General features: G+C 72.1%; 13 protein-coding genes. 6 read left to right on the top strand and 7 right to left on the bottom strand.

Features of this window, described 5'->3' with window-relative positions; all coding sequences use genetic code 11:
• Nucleotides 1-137: 137 nt before the first annotated feature.
• From ectA to thpD, 4 genes are all read left to right on the top strand, one after another.
• Complete coding sequence (gene ectA, locus PYR72_RS36990) at nucleotides 138-689, top strand: diaminobutyrate acetyltransferase (RefSeq protein ID WP_275459338.1); 552 nt, start codon at nucleotides 138-140, stop codon at nucleotides 687-689.
• Nucleotides 690-763: 74 nt separating this feature from the next.
• Complete coding sequence (gene ectB, locus PYR72_RS36985) at nucleotides 764-2,035, top strand: diaminobutyrate--2-oxoglutarate transaminase (RefSeq protein WP_275459337.1); 1,272 nt, start codon at nucleotides 764-766, stop codon at nucleotides 2,033-2,035.
• A gap of 71 nt (nucleotides 2,036-2,106) precedes the next feature.
• Entirely contained in the window at nucleotides 2,107-2,505 is a 399-nt protein-coding gene (locus PYR72_RS36980; protein ID WP_275459336.1) for an ectoine synthase, read from the top strand.
• Nucleotides 2,506-2,508: 3 nt separating this feature from the next.
• Nucleotides 2,509-3,405 carry an ectoine hydroxylase gene (gene thpD / locus PYR72_RS36975; protein ID WP_275459335.1) on the top strand — a complete coding sequence of 299 codons (897 nt, stop codon included), beginning with the start codon at nucleotides 2,509-2,511 and terminating at the stop codon, nucleotides 3,403-3,405.
• A gap of 94 nt (nucleotides 3,406-3,499) precedes the next feature.
• Here thpD and PYR72_RS36970 read toward each other — a convergent pair whose 3' ends face one another.
• From PYR72_RS36970 to PYR72_RS36940, 7 genes are all read right to left on the bottom strand, one after another.
• Entirely contained in the window at nucleotides 3,500-4,525 is a 1,026-nt protein-coding gene (locus PYR72_RS36970) for a maleylpyruvate isomerase family mycothiol-dependent enzyme (protein ID WP_275459334.1), read from the bottom strand.
• Nucleotides 4,526-4,601: 76 nt separating this feature from the next.
• Nucleotides 4,602-5,210, bottom strand: coding sequence for a sigma-70 family RNA polymerase sigma factor (locus tag PYR72_RS36965; protein WP_275459333.1), 609 nt, complete (start codon nucleotides 5,208-5,210; stop codon nucleotides 4,602-4,604).
• 56 nt (nucleotides 5,211-5,266) lie between these two features.
• On the bottom strand, nucleotides 5,267-6,316 hold the full coding sequence (locus PYR72_RS36960; protein WP_275459332.1) for an aminotransferase class V-fold PLP-dependent enzyme: 1,050 nt from the start codon (nucleotides 6,314-6,316) through the stop codon (nucleotides 5,267-5,269).
• 104 nt (nucleotides 6,317-6,420) lie between these two features.
• Nucleotides 6,421-7,143: a DsbA family oxidoreductase gene (locus tag PYR72_RS36955; RefSeq protein WP_275459331.1), complete on the bottom strand. Its 723-nt coding sequence runs from the start codon at nucleotides 7,141-7,143 to the stop codon at nucleotides 6,421-6,423.
• Nucleotides 7,144-7,253: 110 nt separating this feature from the next.
• Nucleotides 7,254-7,781, bottom strand: coding sequence for a GNAT family N-acetyltransferase (locus PYR72_RS36950; RefSeq protein WP_275459330.1), 528 nt, complete (start codon nucleotides 7,779-7,781; stop codon nucleotides 7,254-7,256).
• Between the two features lie 64 nt (nucleotides 7,782-7,845).
• Complete coding sequence (locus PYR72_RS36945; protein WP_275459329.1) at nucleotides 7,846-8,454, bottom strand: DUF1349 domain-containing protein; 609 nt, start codon at nucleotides 8,452-8,454, stop codon at nucleotides 7,846-7,848.
• A 118-nt stretch (nucleotides 8,455-8,572) separates the two neighbouring features.
• Complete coding sequence (locus tag PYR72_RS36940; protein ID WP_275459328.1) at nucleotides 8,573-10,102, bottom strand: aldehyde dehydrogenase (NADP(+)); 1,530 nt, start codon at nucleotides 10,100-10,102, stop codon at nucleotides 8,573-8,575.
• A gap of 147 nt (nucleotides 10,103-10,249) precedes the next feature.
• Here PYR72_RS36940 and PYR72_RS36935 point away from each other — a divergent pair, with 147 nt between their 5' ends.
• The gene (locus tag PYR72_RS36935) at nucleotides 10,250-11,023 is read left to right on the top strand and encodes an IclR family transcriptional regulator (RefSeq protein ID WP_013004606.1); all 774 of its coding nucleotides are present in this window, start codon (nucleotides 10,250-10,252) and stop codon (nucleotides 11,021-11,023) included.
• Nucleotides 11,024-11,130: 107 nt separating this feature from the next.
• Complete coding sequence (locus PYR72_RS36930) at nucleotides 11,131-12,582, top strand: penicillin-binding transpeptidase domain-containing protein (RefSeq protein WP_275459327.1); 1,452 nt, start codon at nucleotides 11,131-11,133, stop codon at nucleotides 12,580-12,582.
• The last annotated feature ends 42 nt before the right edge of the window (nucleotides 12,583-12,624 follow it).

Below are 12,624 nucleotides of genomic sequence, written 5' to 3'. Positions count from 1 at the left end.
GTAATTTCCGGACGAAACCCATCAGAACATCCGCGCCTCGACAGGGCGCTCACGCCCGCGTGATAACACGCGTCCGGCGCATACGTAACCCCGCGGGGCGATGCAATTCGAAATTTCGCTGGGTAAATTCAAGCCGTATGACTGCCGCACAAGCAGACCTGCACACCCAGCCTCTGGAAGCCCCTCGGGAAATCGCGGAAGGGATTCGGATCGACCGCCCGGACGTGGCGGACGGCGCGGCGCTGTGGCGCATCGCCGGTGACTCGAAGGCCCTGGACCTGAACTCCTCGTACAGCTATCTGCTGTGGTGCCGGGACTTCGCGGACACCTCCGCCGTGGCGCGGGACGAGTCCGGGGAGCCGGTCGGTTTCGTCACCGGGTACGTGCGGCCCGGGCGGCCGGACACCCTGCTGGTGTGGCAGGTGGCCGTCGACGAGGCGCACCGCGGGCTCGGCCTCGCGGGGGCGCTGCTGGACGGGCTCACCGAACGGGTCGCGCGACGGCACCCCCTGACCACCGTCGAGACCACCATCACGCCGGGCAACACCGCCTCCGAGCGGCTGTTCGCCGCGTACGCCGCACGGCACGGCGCGGACATCGAGCGCACGGTGCTGTTCGAGACGGCGGACTTCCCGGACGGCCCGCACGCGCCCGAGATGCTCCACCGCATCGGCCCCCTCTCCACCTGAGCCCCACCGCACTCCCCTCCCCCTCCCCCCTCCCCCTCTCACTCCCTCCCCCACGCACCGAGGAGCGATTCGACGTGACCATCACCCAGCCGGACCTGAGCGTCTTCGAGACCCTGGAGTCCGAGGTGCGCAGCTACTGCCGCGGCTGGCCCACCGTCTTCGACCGCGCGCAGGGCAGCCGGATGTTCGACGAGGACGGCCACACCTACCTCGACTTCTTCGCCGGAGCCGGCTCGCTCAACTACGGCCACAACAACCCCGTACTCAAACGCGCGCTCATCGACTATCTGGAGCGGGACGGCGTCACCCACGGGCTCGACATGTCGACGACCGCCAAGCGGACGTTCCTGGAGTCCTTCCAGAACCTGGTGCTGCGGCCGCGCGACCTGCCGTACAAGGTGATGTTCCCGGGGCCGACGGGCACCAACGCGGTGGAGTCGGCGCTGAAGCTGGCGCGGAAGGTGAAGGGCCGTGAGTCGGTCGTCTCCTTCACCAACGCCTTCCACGGCATGTCGCTCGGCTCGCTCGCCGTCACCGGCAACGCCTTCAAGCGCGCCGGCGCGGGCATCCCGCTGGTGCACGGCACCCCGATGCCCTTCGACAACTACTTCGACGGCACGGTCGAGGACTTCCTGTGGTTCGAGCGGCTGCTGGAGGACCAGGGCTCCGGGCTCAACAAGCCCGCCGCCGTGATCGTGGAGACCGTGCAGGGCGAGGGCGGCATCAACGTCGCCCGCCCCGAGTGGCTGCGCGCGCTCTCCGAGCTGTGCGAGCGGCAGGACATGCTGCTCATCGTCGACGACATCCAGATGGGCTGCGGTCGCACGGGTGCCTTCTTCTCGTTCGAGGAGGCGGGCATCACCCCCGACATCGTCACCGTCTCCAAGTCCATCAGCGGCTACGGACTGCCGATGTCGCTGTGCCTGTTCAAGCCGGAGCTGGACATCTGGGAGCCGGGCGAGCACAACGGCACCTTCCGCGGCAACAACCCGGCGTTCGTGACGGCGACGGCCGCGCTGGAGGCGTACTGGGCCGACGGCTCCGCCATGGAGAAGCAGACCCGCAAGCGCGGTGAGCAGGTCGAGCAGGCGCTCATCTCCGTCACGGAGGAGAACCTGGCCGACGTGAAGGAGTACCGGGGCCGCGGCCTGGTGTGGGGCCTGGAGTTCCACGAGAAGGAGCGCGCGGGACGGGTCGCCAAGCGGGCGTTCGACCTCGGGCTGCTGATCGAGACGTCCGGCCCGGAGAGCGAGGTCGTCAAGCTGCTGCCCGCGCTCACCATCACCCCCGAGGAGCTGGACGAGGGCCTGCGCGTCCTCGCCCGCGCCGTACGGGAGACCGTCTGAAGCCGTACGGGAAACCGTCCGAGCCGTACGGAAACCATCCGACAAGGCTGAGAAGGAGGCCAGGAACCACCGTGATCGTCCGTTCTTTCAAGGACCTGGAAGGCACCGACCGGCACGTCAAAGCGGCGTCCGGCACGTGGGAGAGCAAGCGCATCGTCCTCGCCAGGGAGAAGGTCGGCTTCTCCCTGCACGAGACGGTCCTCTACGCCGGTACGGAGACGTCGATGTGGTACGCGAACCACGTCGAGGCCGTGGTGTGCGTCGAGGGCGAGGCCGAGCTGACCGACGACGAGACCGGGCGGACGTACACGATCACGCCCGGGACCATGTACCTCCTCGACGGGCACGAGCGGCACACGATGCGGATCAAGGAGGACTTCCGCTGTCTGTGTGTGTTCAACCCGCCCGTGACCGGCCGGGAGGACCACGACGAGAACGGCGTCTATCCCCTGCTGACGGAGGAGGGCTGACCCATGACCACCATGACCACACGCACCGATCTCTACCCGACCCGCGGCGCCACCGAGGTGTCGGTCCCGCGTCAGGACCCGGTCGTCTGGGGCTCCCCCGCCACGCCCGGCCCGGTCTCGCTCGCCGAACTCCAGGCGTACGAGCGCGACGGCTTCCTGCCCGTCGAGCAGCTCATCGCGCCGGACGAGGTGGCCGTGTACCGGCAGGAGCTGGAGCGTCTCGTCGCCGATCCGGCGATCCGCGCGGACGAGCGCTCCATCGTCGAGCCGCAGTCGCAGGAGATCCGCTCGGTCTTCGAGGTCCACCGGATCAGCGAGCTGTTCGCGCGGCTGGTGCGCGACGAGCGGGTCGTCGGACGGGCCCGGCAGATCCTCGGCTCGGACGTCTACGTCCACCAGTCGCGGATCAACGTCAAGCCGGGGTTCGGCGCGTCCGGCTTCTACTGGCACTCCGACTTCGAGACCTGGCACGCCGAGGACGGTCTGCCGAACATGCGGACGGTGTCCGTCTCGATCGCCCTGACCGAGAACCACGACACCAACGGCGGTCTGATGATCATGCCGGGGTCGCACCGCACGTTCCTCGGCTGCGCGGGCGCCACCCCGAAGGACAACTACAAGAAGTCCCTGCAGATGCAGGACGCCGGCACCCCGTCCGACGAGGCGCTGACGGCCATGGCCTCCGAGTACGGCATCAAGCTGTTCACCGGCAAGGCCGGTTCGGCGACCTGGTTCGACTGCAACTGCATGCACGGCTCCGGCGACAACATCACGCCGTTCCCGCGCAGCAACGTCTTCATCGTCTTCAACAGCGTGGAGAACACGGCCGTCGAGCCCTTCGCGGCGCCGATCCGGCGTCCGGAGTTCATCGGCGCGCGGGACTTCACCCCGGTGCGCTGAGCACCGGGTCCGGGCCCGTGCGGTGACCTCACCGTCACCCGGGCCGGGCCGGGCGGCCGCCGCCCCCGAGCGGCCGCCCGGCCCTTTCGCGCGTTCAGAGCCAGGCCAGTGACGCGGCCCGCTCCAGGACGTCCCGGGCGGCGGCCTCGTCGCCGGTGACGCTCCTCGGGACGTCCGCCGGGGTGTGGCGGCCGCCGACCAGGAGGCAGAGGTCCACGGGGTCCAGGGTGAGGGCGGCCAGCACGGGACCGCTGTCGTCGCCGAGGATCCAGCCGGTCCCGGTGGGGCCGGTGACCTCCAGGCGCACCGGGGCCGCGTCGTGCAGGGCCAGGCCGAGGATGCGGACGGCCAGGCGGACCAGGGACCACAGGTGCTCGTCCGGCGGCGGGGGGACGGACAGGCCGAGCGCGCGGCCGATGTCGTCGGTGTGGATCCACGCCTCGAAGGCGCGGACCAGGAAGTGGTCGGCGACCGGCAGCCGCAGGCCCATCACCGTGACCGGGCGGGCGGCGAGTTCGGGGGCGCCGGCCTCGGGGGTGGCCAGCAGCGCGGCGGCCTGCGCCGCCCAGGCGGCGACCGTCTCCCCCGGTGCCCGCCCGTGCTCGTGCGCGATGACGTCGGCGGTGCGCCGGGCCCAGGCGTCCGCCGGGGGCGTCCCCTCCGGGATCTGCGAGGGGGGCAGCGGCGTGTCCAGGCCGAGGCGTACGGCGAGGTGTTCGTCGGCGGCGAGCAGGTGCGCAACGGTGGCGTGCGCGTCCCAGTCGTGCACCACCGGCGTGCCCCAGCGGCCCTCCAGTTCCGGTACCAGTGCCTGGAGTCCGGCCACGGCGGCGGCGTAGGGGGCGGCGTGGTGGGCCAGCTCGGCGGCGCGGGGGCGGCGGGAGCCCAGGGCGAGCGCGAGGACGCCGTCGGCGTTCCCGTCCGGGGCGGCGGCGCCGTCGCGGGCGGGGGCCGGACCGCCGTCCAGCAGGCGTACGGTGTCGCGGAGCCGTTCGGCCTCCGCGGCGCACGACTCGCAGCCGGCCAGGTGCAGGGGGACCGTACGCCGGTCGGCGGGGGGCAGCGCGCCGACCGCCCAGGCGGCCAGCAGCTCCCGTACCCCGTCGTGGTCGTTGGTCATCGCGCGCCGCCCTTTCGCCCTGCCGCGTCCACGATACGCACGCCCGGCGCGGTCCAGACGGTCACGTACGCCCCCATCACGCGCCCCTCACCGCCGCCGGGTCCGGTGGGTCGGCGAGGGACCGGGCCAGGGAGCGCAGGGCGGAGCGCAGCCGCGTCTTCGCGGTGCCCTCGGGTATGCCCAGTTCGACCGCGGCCTGGCGGTAGGTGCGGCCCGCGAAGTACGCGAGGTGGACCACCTCCCGCTGCGGGCGCGGCAGTCCGGCGAGCGCGGTGTGCAGCAGCAGGGAGCGCTCGCGGTCGACGACCGCCTCGTCCGGGCCCGGCCCGGCGTCGGGGATGGCGTGCAGCTCGGAGTCGTCCGCGCACGCGTCCTTGCGGTGCCGGGCCTCACTGCGCACCCAGTCCACGGCCCGCCGGTGGGCGACCATGGAGAGCCAGGTGCGCAGCGAGCCCCGGCGCGCGTCGAAGCCGTACGGTCTGCTCCACAGCTGGGCGAAGACCTCCTGCGCCACGTCCTCGGCGGCCGCCGGGCTGCGGGTGACCCGGACGGCCACCCGCCGGACGAGCCCCCCGTACGCCGCGTACGCCTCACGCAGCGCGGACTCGTCCCCGTACACCAGCCGCCGATGCAACTCCACATCGATGGACGGCTGTTCGAGCGTCGGCTCCACCGGCACCACCACCTCGTGATGCCTTCCTAGCGCCCCCGCCCGGTCCCGCGCCAGTGGGTCCGGGCAAGTCAGCCGGACAGGACGTCCAGCAGACGGTCGACATCCGCGGGCGTGTTGTACAGGTGGAAGGCGGCCCGCAGATGGCCGGCGCGGTCCGAGACCTCGACGCCCGCCCGGCTCAGCTCCGCCTGCCGGTGGCCGAGTCCGGGCACCGAGACGATCGCCGATCCGGGCGCCGGAACCGGCTCCCGGCCGAGGCGGGCGAGGCCCGCGCGGAACCGGTCGGCCAGCGCCAGGTCGTGGTCCCGCACCCGTGTCACGCCCAGTTCCTCGATCAGCGCCAGGGACCGGCGGGCGCCGGCGTACGAGAAGAGGCTGGGGCTCTCGTCGAACCGGCGGGCGGTGCGGGCGAGTTCCTCCACCGGGCCGTAGCAGCTGTCCCACGGGACCTGTCCCGCGACCCAGCCGGCGAAGAGGGGGGTGAGGCCGCCGAGGTCCTCCGGGACGACGAGGAAGGTCACCCCGCGCGGGCAGACGAGCCACTTGAAGGCGACGGAGACGACGTAGTCGTACGCGTCGGCCCCGATCGGCAGCCAGCCTGCGGACTGCGACGCGTCGACGTACGTCCGCGCCCCGTGCGCCCGCGCGGCCTCCCGGATGGCGGCCAGGTCGGCGATCCGGCCGTCGGCGGACTGGGCGGCGCTCACCGCGACGAGCGCCGTGCCGGGGCGCACCGACTCGGCGACGCGCTCCAGCGGCACCTGGCGCACCTTGAGGTCGCCGCGCACGTGGAAGGGATTCACGAGGGAGGTGAAGTCGCCCTCGGCGGTCACCACCTCGGCGCCCTCGGGCAGCGAGGCGGCGACCAGTCCGCTGTAGACGGCGACCGAGGCACCGGCCGCCACCCGGGCGTCGGGCACCCCGACGATCCGCCCGAAGGCCGCCCGCGCGGCCTCCACGTCGGCGAACATGTCCTGCGGCCGGCCGGCCGCGACCGACTCCACGCCGTCCTTCATCGCGGCCACCGTGCGGGCCGGCAGCAGTCCGGTGCTCGCGGTGTCCAGATAGGTGTTCTTCGGGGCGAACTCGGTCCTGACGAGGCTCTCGAAGGTCTCCATGGCACCACTGTGGGGTCCGCGCGCACCCCCCGTCCATGGAGATGTTCTGCGCGTTTCCCCCAAGCGATACTTATGGATGGCCGCTGACCTGCGCCGTTCGTCTGCTACGCCTGCTGCGGGACGGCACACCCGTCCGGCCCGCAGACCTCCGCACCCTCGGCCGCGACGGCCTTCAGGGGCGCGGGCCTCTCGCCCCACGCCTGCGTGAGCGCCCGCTCGAACACCTCGGCGGGCTGGGCGCCGGAGACGCCGTACTTGCGGTCCAGGACGAAGAACGGCACCCCGTTCGCCCCCAGCTCCGCCGCCTCGCGCTCGTCGGCACGGACGGCGTCGGCGTACGCGTCGGGGTCGGCGAGCACCCCGCGGACCGCGCCCTCCTCCAGCCCCGCGCCCACGGCCAGCTCGACCAGGTACTCGTCCGCGTCGGCGTACACGGACCGCTCCTCGGCGAAGTTCGCCCGGTAGAACGCCTGGAGCAGCTCGCTCTGGCGTCCCTCCTCCTTGGCGAGGTGCAGCAGGCGGTGCATGTCGAAGGTGTTGCCGTGGTCGCGGCCCTCGGCCCGGTAGGCGAGGCCCTCGGCGCCGGCCTGCTCGCGCAGGTTGTGCTCGCCGGCCTGGGCCTGCGCCTCGCTCATCCCGTACTTCTTGCTCAGCATGGTGAGGACCGGCTGGATGTCGTCCTTGGCGCGGCCCGGGTCGAGCTCGAAGGAGCGGTGCACCACCTCGACGCCGTCGCGGTGCGGGAAGGCGGCGAGCGCCTTCTCGAAGCGGGCCTTGCCCACATAGCACCAGGGGCAGGCGATGTCGCTCCAGATCTCGACGCGCATGGTTCAGCTCTCTCCAGGTCGTACGGGGACGGAGTCGGCCTCCGCTTCTACGGTGGATGAACGTTCAAGCAGCCCGCCTCATTCCCGGCCGCGTCCATGCCCGGCAGCGCTCATTCGCGGCCGGAATCGTCTTCGGTCACCGTGTAGGAGAGCAGGACGTGGTGGTCACCGGCGGCGGGCGGGTGCCGTGGGTCCGGGATCCAGCCCAGGCGGGCATAGAAGGCCCGCGCCCGGAGGTTGTCGACGTGGACGGAGAGACCGGCCGTGTGCACGTCGTCCGCCCGCCACGCCTCCACGCAGGCCGCGTGCAGGGCCCGGCCGGTGCCGCGGCGCCAGTGGCCGGGGTCGACGTGGAACTGGGCGAGGTGGATGGTGCCGGCGGGGGCGTCGCTCTCCGTACGGAAAGACGCGACGGCAGTGATGCGGCCGCCCTCCACGGCGCACAGGACATGGCGGTCCGGGCGTTCGACGGCCTCCCGCCAGGCGGCCGGCCAGTCGGGGCCGTCCGCGGGGACACCGTCCGGGTAGTACGTGGCGCGGGCCCGGGCGTGCAGGGCGATGACGGCCGGGGCGTCGGCGGGAAGCGCAGTCCTGATCACTCGCGCTCCGGTGCCGCGGGTCACACGGTCGTTGATCATGTGAGGGAGGACGTGCCGGGAGGCGGCACGGTTCCCCGCACCCCGAAGGACGCACGGACGCGGCTCAGCTGCCGTTGCGCAGGTCCTCGGGCCAGTTCGGGCGGAACTCGATCTCGTCGTAGGTGACCACGCAGCCCTCGCCCATCGGGGACTGGGTCATGAAGCCGACGAGGGCGGCACCGCTCTCGTAGGGGTCGGAGAGGGTGAAGAGGCGGACGAAGATCCAGCGCTTGCCGTCGCGCGAGGCGTGGAAGGCGAAGGCCCGGCCGGTGCGGCTGACCCGCAGCCAGACCGAACTGCCCTCCACGGTGAAGGAGTTGGCGTCGTCCGAGTGGCCCCGGGTGACCACCGTGCACACGGTCGGCACGTCGGGCGAGTACTCCAGGCAGAGCTTCGCCCAGGCCCGCGGCCCCACGTGGACGTACAGCACACCCGCGTCGAACCCGGCGGCGAAGCCGACGGTGACCTTCGCGATCAGCTGGAAGTCCCCCTCCGGCGCCCCCAGCAGCCGGGGCGCGTCCGACGCGGGGTCCAGCCCGTCACCGGTGGGCGGCACGAACCGGTCCTGCCGGGCACCGGCCCACCCGGTGAGCACCCCGTCCTCGTAGGACCAGTGCCCGTCGGGGCCGTAGGTGCGGAGGGAGAAGGGGAGTTCGGGGATTTCAAGGTCCATCGGGGGATTCTCGCAGCTCCCGGCCCCCTGCCGCGCCCCGATGGGGCGCGGGGAACTGCGCGAGCGACCACGACGCTCGCGCAGTCCGAAACCGAACCGAACCCCTACGGCGCCGCCGTCATCGTTCCAGCACTCCGTTGAACCGCCGCGGCAGCCCCAGCGGGTTCTCGTCCCGCAGCTCCGGCGGGAGCAGCGCCGAGGGCGCCCCCTGGTAGGCCACCGGCCGCAGCCACCGCTCGATCGCCGTACCGCCGACGGAGGTGGACGTCGAGGTGGTGGCGGGGTAGGGACCGCCGTGGTGCTGGGCCGCGGCCACGGCCACACCGGTCGGCCAGCCGTTCACGAGCACGCGCCCGGCCAGCGGCGTCAGCTCGGCCAGCAGCTCCGGTCCGCGCCCGCCCTCCGCGGCTTCCTCGCCGGACACGTGCACGGTCGCGGTGAGGTTGCCGGGCAGCCGGGAGAGTACCGACTTGGCCTCGTCCTCGTCCGTGTAGCGCGCCACGACCGTGAGCGGCCCGAAGCACTCCTCCAGGAGCAGGTCGTGCTCGCCCTCGGCCGCCAGCCTGCCCGCGGGGACGGTCAGGAAGCCGGGGCTGACGGTGTGGTCGCCGCCCGCGCCGGCGGTCACCGGCGACTCCACGTCGGGCAGTTCGGCGCGCTCGGCGACCCCGGCGAGGAAGTTGTCGCGCATCCGGTGGTCCAGCAGCACCCCGGAGCCGACGTCGCTGACCGCGTCGGTGAGCGACTTGAGCAGGCGGTCACCGGCGTCACCGGCGGGCGCCAGCACCAGGCCGGGCTTCACGCAGAACTGGCCGACGCCGAGGGTCATCGACCCGGCGAGTCCGGCACCGATCGCCTCGGCGCGCTCGGCGGCGGCGGCCTCGGTGACGAGCACGGGGTTCAGGGAGCCCAGCTCGCCGTGGAACGGGATCGGCACTGGCCGGGCGGCGGCCGCGTCGAACAGGGCCCGGCCGCCGCGTACCGAACCGGTGAAGCCGGCGGCGGTGACGAGCGGGTGCTTGACCAGCTCGACGCCCGCCTCGAAGCCGTGCACGAGGCCGAGGACGCCCTCGGGGATGCCGTGCTCGGCGGCGGCCCGGCGCAGCACGATCGCGACCAGCTCGGACAGCGCCGGGTGGTCGGGGTGGGCCTTGACGACCACCGGGCAGCCGGCGGCCAGCGCGCTCGCGGTGTCGCCGCCGGGGACGGAGAACGCGAAGGGGAAGTTGGACGCCGAGTAGACGGCCACGACGCCGAGCGGGACCTTGTAGCGGCGCAGGTCCGGGATGGGCGGCGTGGCGGTGTCGTCGGGGTGGTTGATCACCACGTCGAGGAAGGCGCCCTCGTCCACGATGTCGGCGAAGGCCCGCAGCTGGTAGCAGGTGCGGGCGAGTTCGCCGGTGAGCCGGACCGGGCCGAGCGCGGTCTCCGCGTCGGCGACCTCGACGAGCTGGTCCTTGGCCGCCTGGAGCTGGTCGGCGGCCGTGCGCAGGAAGGCCGAACGGACGGTCCGGTCGGCGAGGGAGGCTCGGGCGGCGTGCGCCGCGCGGACGGCGGCGTCCACCTCCTGGGCTGTGGCCTCCACCGCAACCTGCTCGCGCTGCTTCCCGGTTCGGGGGTCGACACTCCAGACTGGTGCTGCTGCCACCGCGGGTTCCTCCACGTATATCTGGGTCAATTCCCAGAGGTGTTTCTGGGTCATTCACCAGGGTCGTTCGATATGCTGAACGCTGTCTCTGATGATGAATACTCGGTATCGGAGACTATTTCCCGTCCAACGAAGGGGTCAAGGGCGATGTCGGCAGTCGAGACGGGCGGCGGAGCGCAGGTCAAGTCGGCGGTGAGGACCGTTGAGCTGCTGGAATACTTCGCCGGGCGCCCCGGAATGCACTCGCTGGCGGCCGTCCAGGAAGCCGTCGGTTACCCCAAGTCCAGTCTCTACATGTTGCTCCGCACCCTCGTGGAGCTGGGCTGGGTCGAGACGGACGCGACGGGCACCCGCTACGGCATCGGGGTGCGGGCCCTGCTCGTGGGCACGTCGTACATCGACGGCGACGAGGTGGTGGCCCTCGCCCGGCCGACGCTGGACCGGCTGTCGGACGACACCACGGAGACCATCCACCTGGCCCGCCTCGACGGCACGAACGTCGTCTATCTGGCCACCCGGCAGTCGCAGCACTATCTGCGCCCCTTCACCCGGGTCGGCCGCCGGCTGCCCGCGCACTCCACCTCGCTGGGCAAGGCACTGCTGGCCACCCACACCGACGAGCAGGTGCGCAAGATGCTCCCGGAGACGCTGCCGGCGCTGACCGAGCACACGATCACCGACCGGGAGCGGCTCATCGAGGAGCTGCGCCAGATCCGCGAGCAGGGCTTCTCCGTGGACCGCGAGGAGAACACGCTCGGGCTGCGCTGCTTCGGTGTGGCGATCCCGTACCGCACGCCGGCCCGTGACGCCATCAGCTGCTCGGTCCCGGTGGCCCGGCTGACCCCCGCACACGAGCAGCTGGTCAAGGACGCCCTCTTCGACGCCCGCGACCGGCTGACGCTGGCGACGCGCAGACTCTGACCCGCCTCGCGGAACGGCCCGGTGGCAACCCCGGCCACATGAGGACCCCATGAGAAAGCCGGGCGAACGGAACGACCGATCGCATCCCGCTCGTCTTCTCAGGTGCCATGAACAAGACGATCAGGCGCTCCGCCGTCTTCTGCCTGCTGCTCGTGCTCGCCCTGCTGGTCCGGGCGACCTGGGTGCAGTTCTACGAGGGCACGGCCCTCGCGGACTCCCCGGACAACCGGCGCAACGCGATCAGGACGTACGCGGACCCGCTGGGGAACATCATCGTGGCCGGCGACGCGATCACCGGCTCGGCCCGCACCAAGGACAGCGACCTCGCGTACAAGCGCACGTACACCGACGGTGAGCTGTACGCGGCGGTCACGGGCTACGCCTCGCAGGCCTACGCGCCGACGCAGCTGGAGGGCGTCTACCAGGACCTGCTCGACGGCACCGACCTGCGGCTGCGGAACGTGATGGACACGGTCACCGGGCAGCGGGCCGAACCGGGCGATGTGATCACCACGATCGACCCGGCCGTGCAGAAGGCGGCCTACGACGCGCTCGGCGACAAGAAGGGCGCGGCCGTCGCCATCGACCCGGCGACCGGGAAGATCCTCGCGGTGGTGTCGACGCCGTCGTACGATCCGTCCTCGCTGACTGACGCGAACACCGCCGGCACGGCCTGGAAGAAGCTGAACGCCGACCCGGACAAGCCGCTGACCAACCGGGCGCTGCGTCAGCCGCTGCCGCCGGGGTCGACGTTCAAGCTGGTCGTGGCGGCGGCCGCGCTGGAGGACGGGCTGTACGCGTCGGTGGACACCAGGACGGTGAGCCCGGACCCGTACACCCTGCCGGGCACGACCACACCCCTGTCGAACGAGAACCCGAGCGCGCCCTGCGAGAACGCCACGATCCGTACGGCGCTGCAGTACTCGTGCAACAACGTCTTCGCGAGGATGGCGGTCTCCCTCGGCCAGGACAAGGTGCGGGCGATGGCGGAGAGGTTCGGCTTCGACGACAAGACACAGGACGTGCCGGTACGGGCCTACGAGAGCGTCTATCCGACGGGCATGGACAAGTCCTCCACGGCCCTGACGGGCATCGGTCAGTACGACGTCACCGCGACGCCGCTGCAGATGGCGATGGTGTCCGCGGCGATCGCCGACGGCGGCAGGCTGGTGGCGCCGCACATGGTGGCGCAGATCACCGACGGAAGCGGTGACGTCCTGGAGGACTACGACTCCGAGGCCGGCTCGCAGCAGATCATGAGCGCCCGCACGGCGGAGCAGCTGCAGTCGGCGATGCGGACGGTCGTCGAGGACGGCACGGGCACGAATGCCCGGATCGGCGGGGTGACCGTGGGCGGCAAGACCGGTACGGCCCAGCACGGCGAGAACAACAGCAAGACGCCGTACGCCTGGTTCACGTCGTACGGGAAGGCCGGCGGCAAGGCGGTCGCCGTCGCGGTCGTCGTGGAGCAGTCGAACGCGGCGCGGTCGGAGGTCAGCGGCAACGGGTTGGCCGCGCCGGTCGCGAGGGCTGTGATGGAGGCGGCGTTGAAGGGGTGAGACCACCTGAAGAAGAAGGGCCGCCCTCACTCCCCCCGGAGG

The sequence above is a fragment of the Streptomyces sp. VNUA24 genome (assembly GCF_029167005.1).
Lineage (GTDB): Bacteria > Actinomycetota > Actinomycetes > Streptomycetales > Streptomycetaceae > Streptomyces > Streptomyces scabiei.
This window is presented reverse-complemented; position numbering and strand designations above follow the sequence as displayed.